The organism is Mycoplasma testudinis ATCC 43263, assembly GCF_000687795.1.
GTDB lineage: Bacteria > Bacillota_I > Bacilli_A > Mycoplasmatales > Mycoplasmoidaceae > Mycoplasmoides > Mycoplasmoides testudinis.
Genome location: NZ_JHXT01000009.1, coordinates 1 through 20,189, shown reverse-complemented (window position 1 = coordinate 20,189; position 20,189 = coordinate 1). Strand labels below are relative to the sequence as shown.

At 31.5% G+C, this 20,189-nt stretch carries 17 protein-coding genes and 1 pseudogene; 17 read left to right on the top strand and 1 reads right to left on the bottom strand.

The annotated features are described in order from the left end of the window. Positions 1-12 precede the first annotated feature (12 nt). From gyrA to T384_RS0102800, 7 genes are read left to right on the top strand one after another with little or no spacing between them, the layout of a single operon-like run. Positions 13-2,622: a DNA topoisomerase (ATP-hydrolyzing) subunit A gene (gene gyrA / locus T384_RS06280; RefSeq protein WP_084266115.1), complete on the top strand. Its 2,610-nt coding sequence runs from the start codon at positions 13-15 to the stop codon at positions 2,620-2,622. A gap of 11 nt (positions 2,623-2,633) precedes the next feature. After that, positions 2,634-3,359 carry a glycosyltransferase family 2 protein gene (locus tag T384_RS0102825; RefSeq protein ID WP_027119760.1) on the top strand — a complete coding sequence of 242 codons (726 nt, stop codon included), beginning with the start codon at positions 2,634-2,636 and terminating at the stop codon, positions 3,357-3,359. A 40-nt stretch (positions 3,360-3,399) separates the two neighbouring features. Further along, on the top strand, positions 3,400-4,671 hold the full coding sequence (gene serS, locus T384_RS0102820; RefSeq protein ID WP_027119759.1) for a serine--tRNA ligase: 1,272 nt from the start codon (positions 3,400-3,402) through the stop codon (positions 4,669-4,671). Next, a complete protein-coding gene (gene tmk, locus T384_RS0102815) occupies positions 4,671-5,351 on the top strand; it encodes a dTMP kinase (protein WP_027119758.1) in 681 nt (226 codons plus the stop codon). The genes serS and tmk overlap by 1 nt, the downstream gene beginning before the upstream one ends. 2 nt (positions 5,352-5,353) lie before the next feature. Beyond that, positions 5,354-6,184 (top strand): hypothetical protein, encoded by an 831-nt coding sequence (locus tag T384_RS06975; RefSeq protein ID WP_027119757.1) that lies wholly within the window; start codon positions 5,354-5,356, stop codon positions 6,182-6,184. After that, on the top strand, positions 6,177-7,526 hold the full coding sequence (gene mnmE / locus T384_RS0102805; RefSeq protein ID WP_027119756.1) for a tRNA uridine-5-carboxymethylaminomethyl(34) synthesis GTPase MnmE: 1,350 nt from the start codon (positions 6,177-6,179) through the stop codon (positions 7,524-7,526). Before T384_RS06975 ends, mnmE begins: the two co-directional genes overlap by 8 nt. Before the next feature lie 2 nt (positions 7,527-7,528). Further along, complete coding sequence (locus T384_RS0102800; protein WP_027119755.1) at positions 7,529-8,314, top strand: TatD family hydrolase; 786 nt, start codon at positions 7,529-7,531, stop codon at positions 8,312-8,314. A 9-nt stretch (positions 8,315-8,323) separates the two neighbouring features. Here the strand turns inward: T384_RS0102800 and T384_RS0102795 are convergent, their stop codons facing one another. Beyond that, positions 8,324-9,829: a DUF2130 domain-containing protein gene (locus T384_RS0102795; protein ID WP_027119754.1), complete on the bottom strand. Its 1,506-nt coding sequence runs from the start codon at positions 9,827-9,829 to the stop codon at positions 8,324-8,326. A gap of 305 nt (positions 9,830-10,134) precedes the next feature. On the opposite strand from T384_RS0102795, the gene T384_RS0102790 reads away from it, so the two are divergent. The 10 genes and pseudogenes from T384_RS0102790 to T384_RS07600 all read left to right on the top strand — a co-directional run. After that, positions 10,135-10,401 carry an HPr family phosphocarrier protein gene (locus T384_RS0102790; protein WP_027119753.1) on the top strand — a complete coding sequence of 89 codons (267 nt, stop codon included), beginning with the start codon at positions 10,135-10,137 and terminating at the stop codon, positions 10,399-10,401. 137 nt (positions 10,402-10,538) lie between these two features. Further along, positions 10,539-11,000, top strand: coding sequence for a 2-C-methyl-D-erythritol 2,4-cyclodiphosphate synthase (gene ispF / locus T384_RS0102785; protein ID WP_027119752.1), 462 nt, complete (start codon positions 10,539-10,541; stop codon positions 10,998-11,000). A gap of 69 nt (positions 11,001-11,069) precedes the next feature. Further along, positions 11,070-11,642 carry a hypoxanthine phosphoribosyltransferase gene (gene hpt / locus T384_RS0102780; RefSeq protein WP_027119751.1) on the top strand — a complete coding sequence of 191 codons (573 nt, stop codon included), beginning with the start codon at positions 11,070-11,072 and terminating at the stop codon, positions 11,640-11,642. Positions 11,643-12,127: 485 nt separating this feature from the next. Beyond that, positions 12,128-14,017, top strand: a pseudogene (gene ftsH, locus T384_RS0102775) (ATP-dependent zinc metalloprotease FtsH); the annotation flags it as partial. Between the two features lie 83 nt (positions 14,018-14,100). Then, on the top strand, positions 14,101-14,733 hold the full coding sequence (locus T384_RS06970) for a DAK2 domain-containing protein (protein ID WP_027119749.1): 633 nt from the start codon (positions 14,101-14,103) through the stop codon (positions 14,731-14,733). Beyond that, a complete protein-coding gene (locus T384_RS0102765) occupies positions 14,711-15,766 on the top strand; it encodes a hypothetical protein (protein ID WP_027119748.1) in 1,056 nt (351 codons plus the stop codon). The genes T384_RS06970 and T384_RS0102765 overlap by 23 nt, the downstream gene beginning before the upstream one ends. 2 nt (positions 15,767-15,768) lie before the next feature. After that, positions 15,769-16,302, top strand: coding sequence for a methylated-DNA--[protein]-cysteine S-methyltransferase (locus T384_RS0102760; RefSeq protein ID WP_027119747.1), 534 nt, complete (start codon positions 15,769-15,771; stop codon positions 16,300-16,302). A 171-nt stretch (positions 16,303-16,473) separates the two neighbouring features. Then, positions 16,474-17,706: an ATP-binding protein gene (locus T384_RS0102755; protein WP_027119746.1), complete on the top strand. Its 1,233-nt coding sequence runs from the start codon at positions 16,474-16,476 to the stop codon at positions 17,704-17,706. Positions 17,707-18,188: 482 nt separating this feature from the next. Continuing rightward, complete coding sequence (locus tag T384_RS0102750) at positions 18,189-19,445, top strand: hypothetical protein (RefSeq protein ID WP_027119745.1); 1,257 nt, start codon at positions 18,189-18,191, stop codon at positions 19,443-19,445. Between the two features lie 493 nt (positions 19,446-19,938). Continuing rightward, a partial coding sequence (locus T384_RS07600) for a transposase (protein ID WP_036498934.1) occupies positions 19,939-20,189 on the top strand: 251 nt, incomplete at its 3' end.

Sequence of the window (20,189 nt, the reverse complement as noted above, 5' to 3'; positions counted from 1 at the left end):
CAGGATATAGTAATGAAACCAAATGATATAAAAGACGAAATTCGTAATGCTCTTGAAAAGTCAACTGTAAAAGAAACATCAATCTCTTCTGAACTTGAAGAATCATTCATGGAATATGCCATGTCTGTTATTGTGGCTCGGGCATTACCTGACGCTCGTGACGGATTAAAACCAGTTCACCGACGGATTTTATACGGAGCTCATGTCGGGGGAATGACATACGACAAACCCTACAAAAAATCCGCACGTATTGTCGGAGATGTAATGGGTAAATTTCACCCGCACGGAGATTCTGCTATTTACGAAACCATGGTGCGGATGGCTCAAGACTTTTCGATGCGATATATGTTAATTGATGGCCACGGAAACTTTGGATCAATCGATGGTGACAGCGCTGCTGCATCTCGGTATACAGAAGCAAGATTGTCAAAAATAGCTGCTGAAATGTTGAGAAACATTGATAAAAATACAGTGGATTTTATCGACAATTATGATGCCACCGAAAGAGAACCATTAGTTTTACCGGCTTTATTTCCTAATTTGCTAGCTAACGGAGTTTCAGGGATTGCTGTCGGTATGGCTACAAACGTACCTCCTCACAATCTGCGTGAACTTGTTGAAGGGGTTAAATTATTAATTAGTAATAAAGATGTTACTACTGAAGAATTAAGAAAAGTAATTCATGGTCCTGATTTTCCAACTGCTGGTGAAATTTTAGGCGAACGAGGGATTGCAGATTATTTTGCAACCGGAAGAGGAACTGTAACGGTTCGTTCCAAGGCTCACATTGAAACTCATGCAAACGGCAAAGCTTCAATTATTGTGACCGAGATTCCATACATGGTGAACAAAGCAACATTAATTGAAAAAATAGCTGAGTTAGTTAAAACTGAACAATTACAAGGGATTGCTGATTTAAGAGATGAATCTTCACGCGAAGGAATCCGGTTGGTGATAGAAACTAAACGTGATGTTGTTCCAGAAGTTTTATTAAATCAATTATTCAAAACCACTCAATTACAAACAAATTTTAACGTTAATTTGTTATCACTTGTTAAGGGTGAACCAAAACTTTTAAATATTAAGCAAGCGCTTGAAATTTATTTGGAACACCAAATAGAAGTCTTAACTCGAAAAACAGAATATGAGTTACAAAAAGCAAAAGAACGGGCTCATATTTTAGAAGGTCTTGTGATTGCTACAAAAAATATAGACCCTATTATTAAATTAATTCGCGAAGCGGCCAATAATGAAGTAGCTACGAAACAATTAATGGAAAAATACTCTTTAACTGAAATCCAAGCAAAAGCTATTTTAGAAATGCGTTTGAGGAATTTAAGTGGATTAGAGCGGGAAAAACTTCAATCCGAGTTAACTGATTTGCTTGCACAAATTAAAGATTTTGAAGACATTTTAAAAAACATCGATCATAAATTAAGAATTATTAGCCAACAATTAGATGAAATAGCTAAACGCTATGGTGATGTCAGAAAAACGGAAATTATTTATGGCGCCTCATCATCAATTGAAGACGAAGATTTAATTCCAGTAGAAGATGTAGTTATTACTATGTCTGCATTAGGTTATTTGAAAAGAATTCCTGTTGATACATATAAATCCCAAAATCGGGGTGGTGTTGGTGTTAAAGGAATGAATACTCATGAAGATGACGACGTTAGCAAATTATTAATTTGTTCTACCCACTCAGATTTATTGTTTTTTACTGATAAAGGAAAAGTCTACCGAATTAGAACCCACCAGGTTCCTGTAGGATCTCGAATTTCAAAAGGAATTCCAGCAGTAAATATTATTGACATTGACAAAGATGAAAAAATTCAATCCTTACTTTCTGTTGATGGGTATCAAGAAGGATTCTTCTTTTACTGTACTCAAAAAGGTGTAGTTAAACGAACTAATTTAGCAGAGTTTGAACGAATTAACCGGAACGGGAAAATAGCAATTAGTTTAAATGATGGAGATAATTTATTCTCAGTTATTAAAACAACCGGTGATAATGAAATTTACATCGGCGTTTCTAATGGAAAAATGGTCCGCTTCAAAGAAATCGATGTTCGGGCAATGGGGCGAACAGCCGCCGGAGTTCGCGGAGTTCGTTTAGATCCAACTAAAGACAATGTAATTGGTTTGTCTTCGTCATCAAACGGAGATTTAGTTTTATCAATTGGTGAAAATGGAATTGGAAAAGTTACAAACCGCGACTTATACAGATTAACAAACCGTGGATCACAAGGTGTTGTAACTTTAAAAACTAACGTAAGAACAGGGAAAGCAATTTCAACTAATTTGGTTCAAGGTGATGAAGATTTATTGATGATTTCTACATCCGGAAAAATTATTCGGATTCATTTAAATTCAGTAAGTCAAACAGGAAGATCTGCTTCAGGGGTTAAATTGTTTAATCTTAAAGGAAATGAAAAATTGCAAACTGTAGCAATTTTTGAAAAGCAGTCTTCATTAGATGAACCCAATAATCAAGAAAATGTAGAGACAGCAAATAGTGTTTCTCAACCAGCTGATAGTAATAACATTGCTGATTTATCTGAGCCTATCAACGAAAATTCATCTAACGATGAAAATAAACCCGAAAATTCAGATATGTAAAGTTTAGTGTTATGTGAACTACAAAACGTGATAAACACAGCTTGTTGGTTATAATTCCGGCTTATAATGAAGCAGAATGTATTGTACACGCTGTTAAAAAATTGCAAGCTGTTGTTAGTTTTGATTATGTAATCATTAATGACGCTTCGACAGATGAAACAAAGAAAATTTGTGAAGATCACGGATTTAATTTAATCAATCATAGTAAAAATAAAGGTTTATCTGGTGCTCTTCGATCAGGGATGATTTATGCTAAAAAGCACGGATATAAATTTGTCGCACAATATGATGCAGATTGTCAACACCGACCAGAGGATTTGCTGTTTTTGGCAAACTATGCAATTACGAACGATCTCGATATTGTAAGTGGATCGCGGTTTTTACACGAATCCAAAAAATTACGCCATCAAAATGTTTTAAAAGAAATTGCTAGAAAAGTTTTTATGCATTATTTTGAAAAACAAACATCAAAAAAAATTACTGACCCTACTAATGGATTAAGAGTTTTTAGTTCAAAGTTTTACGAAGCATATTTAGAGTATGAAAAATTTGAAGTGGAGCCGTCTACGATTGCTTATGCCATTCGGGTTAAGAAAATGACTTTTGCTGAATTACCTGTTGTTATTGAAAACCGAATTGCTGGAGAATCCACTTTTAAAAATTTTTATTCAGTGATTAAATATATGGGAAAACAGTTGCGACGCTTGATGTTTTCTACAAAACGTTGAAGATATTAAAACCGTTTTAAAATTATAAGAAAATAGAAAGAAGATAGTTATGTTAGATAAAGCACTACTTAAAACAAATACAGAAGAATTAAGACAAAAATTAGTTAACCGGGGATTCTCATTAACTCTTTTTGATGAGTATTTAAAACTAGACAAACAAGCTAACTCTTTATTACGTTCAATTGAAAACCTTAACGCAGAGCGAAATGCTGTTGCTAAAAAAATAAGTTTAGCCAAAACCAAAGATAATGCTTCTAAAATTAAGGAATTACAATCTGAAGGTGCCCGTTTAAAACAAACGGTTGATGCGCAAGAAGCAAAATATAACGAAATTGCTAAACAAGTAGACGAAATTGCTTACGTGATGCCAAATTTAGCAGACGATTCTGTGCCTGTCGGTAAAGATGAAAAAAGCAATTTAGAAATTTTTAAAGAAGGTAGTAAGCCCTCATTTAAATTTTCTCCAAAAGCGCATTGAGATTTAGCGGTAACTTTAGATATGGTTGATTTTGAAAGAGCTGTAAAAGTAACGGGAACAAGATTTGTCACATACAAAGGTATGGGGGCAAAACTGATTCGCGCTTTAAGAACATTTACATTAGACACACATACTAAAAAATATACAGAAATAATGCCGCAAGTAATTGTTAATGAGGCGTCATTTTATGGCTCTGGCCAATTTCCAAAATTTAAGGAAGATGTTTTCAAACTAGAAAATAGTAATTATTATTTGTCTTCAACATCTGAAGTGCAATTAGTTAATTATCATCGTGACGAAATTATCGAAGAGAAAGTTTTGCCTAAATACTATGTAGCATCAGTTACAAATTATCGTTCTGAAGCCGGAAGTGCAGGACGAGATACAAGAGGGGTAATTCGCCAACACCAGTTTTACAAGACAGAATTAGTTAAAATTTGTTTACCTCAAGATTCTAAATCCGAACATGAAAAATTAACACAAGATGCCGAAAATATTTTGAAGTTATTAAAATTACCTTTTCGAAGAATTGTTTTATGCACAGGTGACATGGGATTTAGTGCTTTAAAAACTTATGATTTAGAAGTTTGATTACCATCTTATAATGATTATAAAGAAATCTCTTCGTGTTCTAATTGTGGTGATTTTCAAGCAAGACGGGCCAAAATCCGTTACCGAGATCGGGTTTCTAAAAAAACTAATTTTGTACATACATTAAATGGTACTGGTGTTTCGATTGATCGTTTATTCGCTGCGGTTGTTGAAAACTACCAACAAGCAGACGGGACTATTTTAGTTCCTAAAGTTTTAGTTCCTTATATGGGAGTTGAGGTTATTAAATAATGAGTCTTCCAGGACTTTTTATTTCGTTTGAAGGACCTGATGGATCTGGTAAGAGTTCTGTTTTAAAACGACTTCAAAAAGAAATTTTTGATTACTTTACAATCGAAAAAAAACTTTGTCAAAAAAAAGATAACAAACCGATTGAATTTATTTTCAAAAGAGAACCGGGTGGAACACCAATAGGAGATAAAATTCGCGATTTGTTGTTATCTGTAAAAAGCGACATGCTTTCAATTACTGAAGCTTTTTTATTTGCAGCTAGCAGGGCTGAACTTTTTCATGGAGAAGGACTGGAACATTTGAAGAATGGTAATGTTTTAATTTGTGATCGCTATGTAGATTCTTCGATTGCGTATCAAGGTGCGGGAAGACAACTAGGAGAAAAATTAGTATCAGATATTAATAGTTTTGCTACACAAGGAATAAAACCTGATTATATTTTCTTTTTAATGGTTAAACCCTACGAGGGTTTAAATCGTATTAAAAAAAACCGCGATAATCCAGACCGTTTAGACCAACTTGAAATTGATTTTCACCAACGCGTTTACGACTCTTATACCACTATGATTAATAAACATAAAAAACGGGCGATAGTTATTGATGCTAGTCAATCAGAAGAAAAGGTATATAGCGATGTTTTTGTTAAAATGAAAGAAGTCATTACTAAGCATTACAAATAATTATGGAATTTAACTTACAGCATCACTCACATGCGATTTTAATAACAGAAAGCCAGGGGAGTTATCTGACGCCATTTTTAACTGCTTATTTAAAATCCATTGTATGTACTTCTAAAATTGAAAACAAATCATGTGATGCATGTGAGAATTGTACTAAGATAAAAAATAATTTATATTACGACATAATAGATGTTGATGGCAGCGTTGAAACAATTTCAAAAGATCGGATCATCGAAATTCAAAACCGTTTCTTACGAATGGGTTTAGAAAGAGGCAATAAAAAAGTTTATATTATTCATCAAATTGAATTAGCTTCAAGTCAGGCTGTTAATGCGTTACTTAAATTTTTGGAAGAACCCCCAAACAATACTTATGCGATTTTGACTACACGTAACCAATTAGTTATTCCACAAACAATAACTAGTCGTTGTCAACGAGTATTATTAAAAAAGAATAATTTCGATTGATCTCAAACAGCAATCAAATACAATCTAAAAAAAGCAGATATAAAAAGTCTCACCGATATATATTGAACAATTGATGACGCTTTAGCTGCTTTAAAAGACAATACTTTTAGTGAAGTTTCAGAACTAAGTTTTCGCTTTTTAAATACAAAAAAAAGTCTTGAAGAATTAAATGCTATATTTGAAAAATTTAAAAGTTTAAGCTTTCGCCAAATTCAACTAGTTTTAAATTATTTGATAGTTAATCTTGACATTACTTGTTGGGACGTATTAGTCAGATTATCGAATGATTTAAAATTAAATCCAATTCGGAGCGCGATGTTTTGGCAAATAATTAGAGTTATAGAAAGATGCCAAAAAAATGGTTAAAACAATTTATGCGTTAGCCACAGCTCCCGGAATGGGTGCGATTCATATAATTCGTGTTTCTGGTCCTAAAACTTTTTGTATATTACAGAAAGTTTGTAAGCAAAAAATTGAAAAGAAACATTTTTCTATTGAAAGAAACACGATTTATAACTTTCAAAAAAAACAAGAAATAGATGATGTTCTTTTGATGAAATTTTTGTCTCCAAAAACATATACTGGTGAAGATTTAGTTGAAATAAATTGCCACGGGAATATGCAAATTGTTAATGAAATATTTAGATTGTTGTCCCAAAATGGAGCAGATTTAGCAACTCCTGGTGAATTTACAAAACGAGGGTTTATGAATAATAAAATAGATTTGACTCAAGCGGCCGCTGTAGATGTTTTAGTAAAGACAAAAAATCCTTTCGTACGTTCACTAGCGCTTGATTCAATTCTTGGGAAAACCTCATTAAAATTGAAAAATTTACAAAATGAAATTTTTAAGTTAATTGGATCTATTGAAGTATTAATAGATTACCCAGAATTTGAGGATGTAACCAAAGATTTTAAAATCTTTGATAAACAAGCCACAGAAATAAAAAAGGTTTTAGAAAACGTAATTATTAAATCCTCTAAAATAATATCTTTAGATTCAGGATTTAAAATTGCAATTATAGGAAGACCTAATGTGGGGAAATCATCCCTTTTAAATGCTTTATTAAAGAAGGACCGTGCACTGGTTTCGTCGCAAGCAGGGACTACTAGAGATGTTGTCGAAGCACAAACAGAGTTCAACGGGTTTCCCGTAAGTTTCTTAGACACAGCAGGAATTCACAAACACCGTTCCCAACTAGAAAAAATGGGGATTATAAAAACATATAAGACCATTGACGAAGCAAACTTAGTTATATTTTTAACGGATGTTAGCAAAAAAGTATCTAAAGATGAGCTCGATTTAATATCTTATTTGAAACAAAAAAATAAGAAATATGTGATTTGTCAAAACAAAAAAGACTTAGTTAAACAAAAAACTACAAATAAAAAGAATGACGTCATCCAAATTAGTGCAAAGCAAAATGAGATTTCCCAATTATTAAGCTATTTAGAAATGTTACTAAAACAGGAACAATTAAATGATACTGATGCCTTGATTTTCAATAGAGAATGGCAACTAAATTTAGCACGTAGTTGTATTTTGCATTTGGAAGAATTTATTAAATTACTCAAACTAAAACCTTATTTAGATTTGATTATTGAACCATTGAAACAAGCTAATGAGGATTTACTTAAAATTGTTGGTGAAATTCAAGATTATGATCTTATTAGTGAAATTTTTAAAACTTTTTGTTTAGGAAAATAAAAATGAGACTTTACGATACGCATTGTCATTTAATGGTTGACCCTTTATCAAATGTTAATGAAGAAGTTTTTCAAGAAGCAAAAGAAAAAGAAATGCTAATGAACGTTGTAGGTTTTGATCTTGCCTCTTCAAAGAAGGCTATTGAGTATTCACTTAATTACGATTTTATTAAGGCTTGCGTAGCAATCCACCCCAATGACGTTCAAACCCACAATTACGAAGAAGTTGAAAAAACATTTAGGTTATGATGTCATCAATATCAAAATCAGATTGTTGCTATTGGTGAGTGCGGATTAGATTTTCATTACACCAAAAAATATGTAGATTTAGAATATAAATTTTTACTGATGCAAATGCAAATAGCACTTGATTTTAAATTACCTTTAATGTTGCATATCAGAGATGCTCATTACGAAATTATTGATTTTCTAAAATTACACAAGCCAAGTGTTCCAATTATTTTTCATTGCTTTAGCGAAGGAGTTGAAATTTCTAACAAAATACTTAGTGAACTTAAAGAACTAAATTTTTATTTTTCAATTCCGGGGATTGTTACATTTAAAAATGCTGTTCCTTTTCAGGAGGCTGTAAAAATTTTACCTTTAGAAAAGTTAATGGTAGAAACGGATTCACCGTGGTTGACACCAGCACCATTTAGAGGAAAAACGAACAAACCTTCGTACGTTGAATACACAATTAAACAAATTGGTTTATTAAAAAATTTGAATCCGGAAATAGTGGCAGAAACAACATTTAAAAATGCTTGTAAAATTTTCTTAAAAAAATAACTTTAAGCTTTATTCTTCTTCGTCTAATTCATCCGTTAACCCCATTCTACTGAGTTTTAATGGAGTAAACTTATTTAACTTATTCTTAGCTGTTTCAAAATGGGTTTCTACTATAACTTGGATAGAACCCAAGATGATTTCAGCATCTTTCGAGATGGCAGCAGCATTATCTTTAATATTGTTTGCTTGTTTTTGAATTTTATCAAAATTGTTTTGGATATTTTTGAAGGTGACTTCTAAAATACCGTTTTTTAAATCATTGAAATCTTGTAATATTTCCTGTTTCTTACGGAACTTAAGATCTTTTAATTTTAAATCTCTCCCCTTATATGAAAAATTTTGTAATAAAGATAATAGAGATACTAAATATTGGGGTCGAACAATAAATATATTAGATTCATTTCCTGATTTTTTAATTAAGAAATTTCCATCTTCTGAATCCAACTCAAGTTCAGAAACTAATATCCCGTACTCAGCGCCTTCTTTATCACGGTCTTTAATAAGCTTATCAATGTGATCTTTATTTTTTTTCTTATTTTCAGCATCGACAGTTTCACTTTTAACCTCAATTACTGCACTTGTCAATAAATTTTTATTTTTGTCTGAAATTTCGCTGTCAAAGGTTTTAAACAAAAAATCTGCTTTTGTTCCTTCTTTTGAAATATTAATTTTTTCAAAAGTGTATTTTTCGTTGTTTAGAAAACTTTCATTAACTTGGTTTTCAACCCAGTTTTCTAAATTCTCCCCAACTCGCTTGATATTGAGAACTTTTTTATTTCTTTCTAACTCATCAATGTGTTTTTGTAATATGTTGAGTTTTTCATTTTTTTCTGCAATTTCTTCAAGTTTTGTTTTTTCAATTTCAGCTTTTGTGCTTTTTATTTGTGCTTGTAAAATTTCTTCTTTGGCTTTTAATTCGGTTTCTTGTTGAGACTTAATTGTTTTTAATTCCTGTTCTAGTCTAGCAACTTCTAATTTGTAATTATTAATTTCTTCTTGAGATTTATTTTTTAGTTCTTCTTCTTTTGACTTAACTTTCAATGCGAATGTTTCTTCATGTTTTTGCAGCAAACTATTTATTTTTTCTTCGTAATTTTTCTTTAACTCATCCATTTGTTTAAAAATTTGAAATTTTTGATCTTCCAAAATTCTCTTTTCCGCATCTTTGGAATACGTTAACTCAGTCAATCTTTTAACTTCATTTTCTAATTTTAGTTTTGTTCCGTCAAATTGACGGATTTCTTCTTGAAATTCAGGTGTTTTTTTATATTCTGAAAATAATTTTTTCTTAAAATCGTCTTCACTTATCTTAGGATTTTGTTTCACGTATTGAGTGTATTTGCTTATAAAATCATTATTATAACCAATGTTTTTTAATTCATTTTCAATTTCCAGTCAAGTTAATAAAACTTTATCGTTTTTATCAGCACTTTCAAGAAGTTCTTGTTCAAAAATTGTTTGATTAGTATCAGGATCTTGTACAGCTGTAATTCTTGTTTTAATTATTTTAGACATATGCATCTCCATACCTTTGCAAATTAATTATATACTGCTAATTTTAGATAACGCGTCAGAAACGTCTTTCACTTTAAATTGTTGACTGATAATTTTTAATATTTCGATTTACTTTAAAGTTTATGGGGAATATTCATAGTTTTTTCAGGTAATAATATTTGCAATAATTACATAGTAATGTTTGTAAAAATTTATCAGTTTTGGTGACACTCTGTGTTCGTTTACATAGAGGTTATTGCTTTTTTAAGACTAAAAATTGGTAAAATAGGAGTAACTATCAACAATTTTCGAAAGGCTATTTTATTATGAAAAGTTTTAAAGCAATAGTTAAAGACCCCACAGGATTACATGCACGCCCAGCAACACTTTTAGTCCAAGCGGCCACTAAATTTAAATCTAAGACAACAATCAAAACTCAAACAGGTGCTACAGGGGATGCTAAGTCTATTATTAACTTGATGGCTTTAGCTGTTAAACAAGGCGATAGCTTTGAAGTAATTTTCGAAGGTGAAGACGAAGATCAAGCAATTGAAGCTGTTAAAAAGTCGCTAGAAGACAATAAAATTATCTAGTTTTTTAAATAGATTTAAGAGACAAATAACAGATTAAAAAATTGCGAACAATTTTTAGAGATTTTATTGTTCAATATTTTTTAAATAAACAGAGTAATTCTAAAAGAAATACTTAGAAAGCAGGGCAGTTATATATCATGGAATACCGAGTAGGTTTAGGATTTGACAGCCACTTATTGAAAGCTAAGAAAAACAATATCATTAAAATTGGTGGAATGCCAGTACAGTGTGATTACAGTGTTGTAGCTCATTCAGACGGTGATGTTGTTTTTCATGCAATTTCGGACGCTCTTTTAGGAGCGGCCGGATTTGGAGATGTTGGTGTTTACTTTGCAGACAGTGATCCAAAAACAAAAGATATGGATTCAGAAAAAATTCTCTTACATACTTTGAAGATGATTGAAAAACCTAAGTGGCAAATAGTAAACATAGATATCAACATAGTGGTTGAGCACATCAAAATTGACCCAGTCAGATATTTATTAGTTGAGAATCTTGAACGGATATTAAAAATTAAAAACATCAACATTAAAGCAAAGCATTACGAAGAACCAAAAAAAGAAATTTCTTGCCAAGTAATTGTGATGTTGCAAAAATAGATTGGGTAGATCAAAATGAAATTATCGCAAAAAACTAGCACTAAAAAAGTTGTTAAAGTTTCGCAAAGCATGACTGATTTTGATCCAAGAATTGACGAATTACTTATTTCGTCTGAAGAAGTTGAAAAAGGCTGTATGCTAGCAGCACAATGAATTAATAAAAAATATAAAAATAAAAAGTTCTTGATGGTTGGGATTTTAAAAGGCTGTATTCCTTTTATTGGAAAGCTCATTTCTCAAGTAAAGCCAGATGTCCTTTTAGACTTTATGACTATTTCTTCGTTTAAAGGTCAAACTAAAGCGGTTGGAGCTCCTAAAATAGTAATGGACTTAGCAACCAGTGTTAAAGACCAACATGTTTTACTTGTTGAAGACGTCGTAGATACTGGTAATACCATTAAATTAGTCTTAGACATGTTAAAACTGCGTGGTGCAAAGAGTGTTAGTTTAATGACTTTTGTGGACAAACCAACAAAACGCCAAGTTGATGTTAAAATCGATTATAGTTGTTATAAGTTACCAGATAAATTCTTGGTTGGTTTTGGTTTGGACTACCAAGGCTATTTAAGAAATTTACCTTTTATTGGAACATTGAAACGCAGTGTTTATGAGCCAAAAGGTAAAGCCAAAACTAAAAAATAAGAATTTTTCTTTTCGTTTTTTTAATTCGAATTACTAATTAAATAAAATTTCAAAGCGATTTGTTTAATTCTTAGATTTCTATTGTTAATATATTTAATATATAATCTAAAAACTTAATTCATCAGTTAACCAGTGTTAACTATGTTGTTTATTTACTTAAAAAGGATAATTCAATGGCCAAAGCCAAAGCTAATTCAGGAGAGAAAATTACTGAATCAAAGATGGATCCTAGACGCAAGCGATCGATAATTATTAGTACAATCATTTGATTAGTAATTATTGGAATAATTATTGCGCTAATTGTTGTAGCCACTTTACCAGGAACTCCAACAGTTTCAATTAGTGACGTTCGCTGGGATGGAACCAATTTGTCTGCTCTTATAAATAATGCTAGCAGTAGATCTAATATAAATCTTGGTGGTTCTTCTTTTGCGACAGCATTTACAAATGCTAACCACTTTAATATTGCCTTAAATATAGGTGGCAATAACGTCTTTGTTTCAGGAGACTTTATTAGTGGGTCCACTATTAATACTGGAGGCGCTCAACCAGTTGTAACTATTGCAGGTCAATATCAAATTGCTAATTTAATAATTGATAAAGCTGCAGGCACAATTACAATCACAGGTCAAGCGACCCCTCAAGTATTTGGACCTGCCGCTGGACAAACCTCTGTTCCTGCACAACTTACTCGTTTATTTGCTATTGGTACAGTAGCTACTCCAAATACTACTGGAGCAATTATAGGGAATGTTGTTATAACTCTTATCCCTTTGATTTTTTACGTTATTATTTTTTACTTTATTTACCGCTTCTTACGTCGCGGTATGGGTGGCCTTGGCGGAGGCGGAGGCGGTGACGGTGAAGGAACCGACAACGTTTTTACAATTGGTAAATCTCAAGCAAAACTTGCTAAATCCACTGTTCGCTTTGCAGATGTTGCAGGAATCGAAGAAGAAAAGAATGAATTAATCGAAATTGTTGATTATTTAAAAAACCCAGGTCGTTATGCTCAAATGGGTGCAAGATCACCGCGAGGGGTTATCTTATATGGTCCTCCAGGGACTGGTAAAACTTTGTTAGCAAAAGCTGTTGCTGGTGAAGCTGGTGTGCCTTTCTTTCAGGTTACAGGTTCAGCTTTTGAAGACATGTTAGTTGGTGTAGGTGCAAAGCGGGTTCGCGATTTGTTTAATAAAGCAAAGAAAGCAGCACCTTGTATTATTTTCATCGATGAAATTGACTCGGTTGGTTCGAAGCGTGGTAAATTAGATGTGTCTAATTATTCTGTAGCTGAACAAACTTTAAACCAGTTGTTAGCAGAAATGGACGGATTTAGTAGTCGAACTGGAGTTGTAGTTATGGCTGCAACAAACCGCTTAGATGTTCTAGATGATGCATTATTGCGTCCGGGCCGGTTTGACCGCCATATTCAAGTTTCATTGCCAGATGTGAAAGAACGAACAGCAATCTTGAAAATTCATGCAGTGAATAAAAATTTATCAAGTAAAGTTAATCTTGAAGATATTGCTAGAAGAACCCCAGGATTTAGTGGTGCCCAACTAGAAAACGTTTTGAATGAAGCCACATTGTTGGCTGTAAGGGCAAAACGTAATACCATAACAATGGAAGATTTAGATGAAGCGATTGACCGGGTTATGGCAGGTCCTGCTAAAAAATCTCGAGTAATGAGTGAACAAGACCGAAAGTTAACTGCTTATCATGAGGCTGGTCACGCAATTGTTGGTCTGCACTTAAAAGGAGCCGATGAAGTTCAAAAGATTACCATCATTCCTCGTGGTCAAGCAGGTGGATACACTTTGTCTACTCCTAAGGATGCAGAAATGTTAATGAAGCGTAAAAGTGATTTATTAAACATGGTTGCTGGCGCCTTAGGTGGACGTGCAGCTGAAGAAGTGATTTTTGGTGCCGAAAATATTACTACAGGTGCTTCTAATGACTTTTATAAAGCCACTAACATAGTTCGAGCAATGGTAACACAATTGGGAATGAGTCGTTTGGGAATGACCCAATTTATTCCTAGTGAAGGTGCTGTTAACCCAAATGTCAAATTATATTCAGATAAAACCGCTGAATCAATCGATGTAGTAATTAACGAAATTATTCAGAAACAATATGAAGTTGCAAAACAAATTATTGAATCTAACCGAGAAGAACACGAATTAATTGTTCAAACCTTATTAATTCAAGAAACTATTGTAAAACGAGATATTGATTACATTCACGAACATAAAAAGATGCCTCAAGGTGCAATTGATTTACAAAAAGCAGCTGAAGATGCTAAGATGAAAAAAATGAATATGTCAACAGACGACCCAGTTGATGATAATCACCAAGCTTCAGGTAGTGCGCGATAAAATATACAAATTATTGGTTTATTAAAACCATTTAATAAAATAAAATACGATTGAGCATAGCCATCGTATTTTTTATTCACTTTATGACTTTACTAAAAAAATATATCTTTAATCTAATTCTTGAGTTTCATAACGATGAAGCCATATTTAATAAAATAGACGCCAAAATAGGAAGCGGAAATTTTGGCACCCGTATTAAAGCTTTCTTTGATGATCTATCATATGAGTTTGATAAAATAAGATTTGAAGAAATATCAAAAGCAATAATTGTTATTACCGAAAAATTTTTAAAAAAAGTCGAAGGTTACTTTGCAGTATTAATATCTGGTTACATGATGCATTTTGCACGCAGTATGCATGGACTTCCTTATAATGTTGATAATATTTGTACCAGTATGTATTTAAGTAGTCGAAAATTAGCGGCTGAAAATAAATTAGCACGGAATCAAAAAACTTTTTTTGATGTTCTGTATGCGGTTTGTGATTGAGCATATTTCAATAAAGAACTACCCGTAAGTCAATTATTAGAAGGAATAGAAAAAACAGCCAAAAATGCTTTAGAAAATTCTCGGTTGTTAAAAAGTAAAGTTTGACCCGCGCGTTATCTTGGTACAAGAGCGATTGGTTTATATGATAGTGGTGCATTATTTATTTACTTGTTAATTGAAAGTTTTTATCGAAACTGGAAAGAGTATGAACTTGAAAAAAATAAATAAAAAACAAACAAATAAAAATAAAGATATTTACTGGTTAGATCGGTTAGTTTTAAATACTAAAAACTTTAGAACCATTGTTCAAATATTAATGTTTATAATCGTTATTTTATTAATTGTTTTGGTTGTAAACGAATTAGTTTTAAAACAAACTCTAGCTTATATTCCCTTGCTTGCAATTACAATTGCAGGGACTGTCATTTTGTTTTTGTTAACTGTTTTGTTATCTTTTTTAAAAGGTCATCGTTACAATCACTTTAATAAGGGAGATTATACGCAACTTTTATTTAATCATTATTTGACTAATCCTGAAGTTAAAGACTTTCAGATCCCTGATTTACCTAAACCGGATGGATCACTCCAAGTTAGTTCATGAATCCCAAATGCTTATAAATTTATTGATAATTCAAAGTGATTAAAATTAGAATTTAAAAATGAAAAAACTTTAGGTATTGAGTATTTTTTTTCACTATACCAAAGCCCTTATAGAAAAGATTTAATAAATGTTGAAGGAAATGTAAAAAAAATAGTGGTTGTTAAATGTGCTTCTGTCTCAAAAAACACTTTTTATTTTGCAGGAGAAACATTTAATTTTGCGGACGATAAAAACATTTTAGTAAATAATTTAAAACTTGTAGCCCAAGGGAAAACAGAAAGTTTTCATGTTTATGGTTTGGAAAATGAGGATTATGATCACCAACAGGAATTAGATTTTGATGTCATCGATCAATTTTTGTTTAATCCCTCACATACTTCAAGAAAATATGATTTTTTTAATACTCCCACAGCTTCGTATTTAATCGCAACAGCGCCATTAATGTTTATGAATAGTAAATTAGAATTACACGAAAGTATTTCTAATTTTGCTGAGAATTTAAGAAGACAAGCAGGATATGACATTGTGTTTTTACAATTATTAGCAAATTTAAAAACGATCATTGATACTCAACTTTTGAATAATAAAAAAGTATCAGAAGGGAAAACTTTAGATCAACCCGAAATCAAGAGTTCTGAATCCATTGTAAAAATTAACTAAATATGAAAAATAAATTAGCCCCTGAGTATTTTTATTTACAAACTTTTGAAACACCACTAGGAGCAATGCAAGTAGGGGCGAATATTCGTAAATTGTATTATTTACAGTTTGTTTGTGATGTCGATAGCAACGAAGAAGTAGAGAATATTGCCAGAACTCTTAATTTAGAGATAACACATCAGACTAATTCAATTATTGAATTAACTAAAAATGAAGTGTTAAAGTATTTTGCTAAGAAACTGAAAAATTTTAGTATTCCTTTAGGATTTATAGGAACGCCGTTTCAAATTCAAACGTGAAATGCAATTACTCAAATTCCTTATGGTGAAGCGATCTCCTACAAGCAATTGGCCAAAAAGGTAGATAAGCCTAATGGTTATCGAGCAGTTGCTAATGTTAATGCTAAAAATAAAATTGTAGTAATTGTACCGTGTCATCGAGTAATTGCTCACGATCAAACCATTGGCGGATATAGTGGCGGATTAGATCGTAAAAAACTGCTTTTAGATTTAGAAGAAATTAAATACAAAAAATAGTATTAAGCAAACAAAGACATTAAAAGTTTGATCTTGTTGAGTAGTAAACAAAAATAAATTCTTGATTTTTCGGGAATTAATTCCTGTCTTTTCGGGAGTATAATCCTGTTTTTTCAGGAATTTTTTTCTTTTTTATATAATAAAATAAAAATATAAGATAGGATTTTAATTATGATCAAAAGAACAATCAAACAAAAACTGGTTAATACTATAAACGAATATCCTGTCACCTTAATTACAGGAGCTAGACAAGTTGGCAAATCGTTTCTTTGTAATCAGATTAAAGAAGAGTATAAATGAAATTATGTTTCTTTAGATGATAAATACGAATATGATCAAGCTAAAAATGATCCGCGTTTTTTCTTAGAGCAGCACGGGTGACCTCTAATAATCGATGAAATACAGAAGGTTCCTGAATTATTCGAATATATAGCTCCAATTGTTAACAATGCAAGATTAAAAGATGGGAATATCAGCGGTATGTATTTGCTCACTGGATCACAACAGTATACTCTTATGAAAAATTTAAGAGAATCGCTGGCTGGAAGAATCGGAATATTAAATCTATCTACTTTATCTTATAGTGAAATAACAGGTAGGGAAGAAATTCCGTTTGAAATAAATCCCAATATTATGGCGATGCGAACAGATAAAAATTTTTCAAAAGAAAAACTTTATGAAATGATTATTAGAGGTTCTTATCCAAAAAATTTTACAAGTACAAATCCCAAAATTTTTCAATTTTACTCAAATTATGTGCAAACATATTTGTCAAGAGACGTAAACGAAATAATCAACATTAGGAATTTGAAAACATTTCAGAACTTTATTAAATTGCTTGCATTACACACTGGACAAGAATTAGTTTATGAAAGCATAGCTAAGGATTTATCTGTTGACAGAAAAACTTTAGTAAGTTGAGTAGGGATTTTAGAAGTGCTAGATATTATTTATTTATTAGATCCTTATTTTGAATCATCTGTTGAAAAAAGTGTTTTAAAACGTAAAAAAATTTATTTTAAAGATACAGGCCTTGCTTGTTTTTTGGCTGGGCAGCATGATTCAAAAACTTTATCCAGAACTAATCCTGGCGCGTTTGTAGAAACATACGTTTTTAATGAAATTTTGAAATCTTTTGAAAACGCAGAAATAGCGCCACCAAGTTTGTATTACTATCGTGATCGAACAGGCTGTGAAATTGATTTAGTTTTATTAAAAAATGGTGAGTTAAATTTAGTTGAAATCAAATCTGGTACCACATACTCTAAAAAAGATGTTTTAGCTTTTGAAAAAATGAACAAAAGCAAATATCAAATAGGAAGAGGTGCGGTAATTTGTACTGCAGAAAAATTGTATGCAATTTCTCAAAAAGTTCATGCGATTCCAATTAGTGCAATTAACTAAAATAAATTTTTCCTCTTTTTTTAGAAATTTATGATGGAAAAACAACAATTTTTATTTTTTGTGATGATGATTAAAAAACTTGTAGTTTTTATTAATTTACATAAATTCTTAAGTCTGTATTCTGTAGCTATAAATAAATTTATTATATGTTTAATTGGCAAACAATAAGAAGAGGACTAAAATTGATTTTTATTCTGATTTATGAATTTTTATCCATTGGTTTTTAGGTTCAAATCACTAAAAATTGTTTAGCATATACTAATTTTTATTTTTTGTAAATTAAATAAGTTTATAAACAAAATATCTAGTTAAAAATACCGTTAATCAATTGGTGTTACACCAAAAAACATTTTTTATTTTTAGTGTCTATAATTTTAAGTTGCATTTTGAAATTTATTGAATACAAACGTCTGATTCCAAACTCTCATTTGTTTTTATAAATTGAAGTGAAATTGAATAATTCTGGGAGATTTAATAAAATTATGAAAAAGAAAATATGATTCTCTGCCATAGCTTTAGGACTACCGGTTGTTGGTGTTATTGCAGGTGCTTGTGGCAACAATAATTCTCAAACTAAAAAACCTGAAACAAAGGAAGATAATTCTCCATCTGGGAATGTCGTGATAACACAGAATGATCGGATAAAAACATTTTACGATAGCGTTAATACTAATACAAGTGGTTTAACTCTTCAAAATAAACAAACAGTTGATTCATCTGTCATAGCATCTTCCATTAAAGCAACCGATGTTGATTCTTTATCTAAGGTAAACTCTTTGCTAACCACGAATGATAAAATTTTAAATTTGGATCCATCCCTAAAGGGTTTTAGTTTAAAGTTTACATTAGCCTCCAAAACTGACGGAACAGATTTCACTGCTGCCACACCAGTTGATGATAATGCAGGTGAATTAACGATTAAATTGGTTGTTACTGATGGTATTAATTTTTATGATAAAGATGGAAATGTTTCCAAAAACGAAGCTGATGCTGGAGTCAATATTGCAATTGATGGTTTCAAAAAAGTTCCAAGACCATTGGCCCAACAAGAACAAGATGTAAAAGCCTTTTACGCCAAGGTTGGAACTACAAGTGGTGGAGATGTTAGTAACACCCCAATAGGGCCCCAAACCCCAACTGAGGCCAAGAAATTTATCGATCAAAATATTGCTCCACACAATAAAGATGAAGGTCTTGTAAATGCAATCAATGCTACTTTCAAAAAGCAATTACTAAATTCTTTCTTCCGATTGCAAAACGATGTCTATAATTTTCAAATAACCGGAACAACTGCACATGATGATAAACGAACACTAGACATTAGTTTTAATATTACGAATCCAAGTGGCGTGGTGATGGATCTTAATGGTAAACCTGATCAGAATTTAAAGAATACTGATAGTGTGGTGACAGTTACTGCTACTAATTTGAAAGCACCAGCAAATAATCAAAAAGATTTAAAAGACGCTGTAACAGTAGATAATAATGTTACAGGTGGCGGATTCTTTTTAGCTGCCAAAGATGGAGTGACTTTAAATGATGCTAAAACTTTAATAAATAATTACGCCTCATTACAACAAAAAGCAACTGATATTTTTGGTCAAGATTTGGCACCTTCGTTGCCTGAAGGTTTTGATGTAACCATAAATAATTTTAAGGAAATTCCTACTCAATCTGGTGATACTCCTGAAACATTACAATTTGATTACTATATTTATAAAAATATAGTCCCGAAATAACTAATTGAGTGTAAGAAAAAACTCAAATTTGTTTATGCTTTATTGTAACTCATAATTACAAGATCAATAAAAAAGGCTCGTTAAAATAAAAAATACTATTACTAAGTAATAGTATAATTTTTATAGATTTAATAAATATTAAAGATTTTTTCAAACAATTCTGCTAGGATAAACTAGCAACAGTACAGGCTTATATCTGTTCTTGTAACTTCATGAAATCAATTTACTAAGATTCAAATCGTTATGTTTAGCTTTCTTAACTTGAATCGCTAGTCGTGTATCTTCTTTCGTGGCTAGTAAATCAACTGAAAACATTGAGTCCAACAGAACAGTAGATTTGGTAACTTTATAACCTATCTTTTCAAGATACATTTTGGATCTAAATTCACTTTTAAAATTTTGAAAATTTTCGTAAGCTAGGTAGTAATGAAATAAGTGTGTTAAATTGGCATCGTGTTAAAATTCAAATAATTAATTAAGGATGATTAACAAGATGGCAAAGAAAATAACTCCAAAACCACCTAAATCTGAAAATTATCGAAAAGTAATGGACCAATTTAACCAATTGGTACTAGGAAACCCAGATATTTTTGATGCTAGCAGTGCCAATAGTTTAATTAAATCAATGACAGAAGTATTTTCTGAACCACTGAATGCACTTCTTAAAGCCGAAATGGATGAACATTTAGGAAGAAGCGAATACGAGCGTTCTGAAAACTCCAATCGCCGGAATGGTTTCATTGA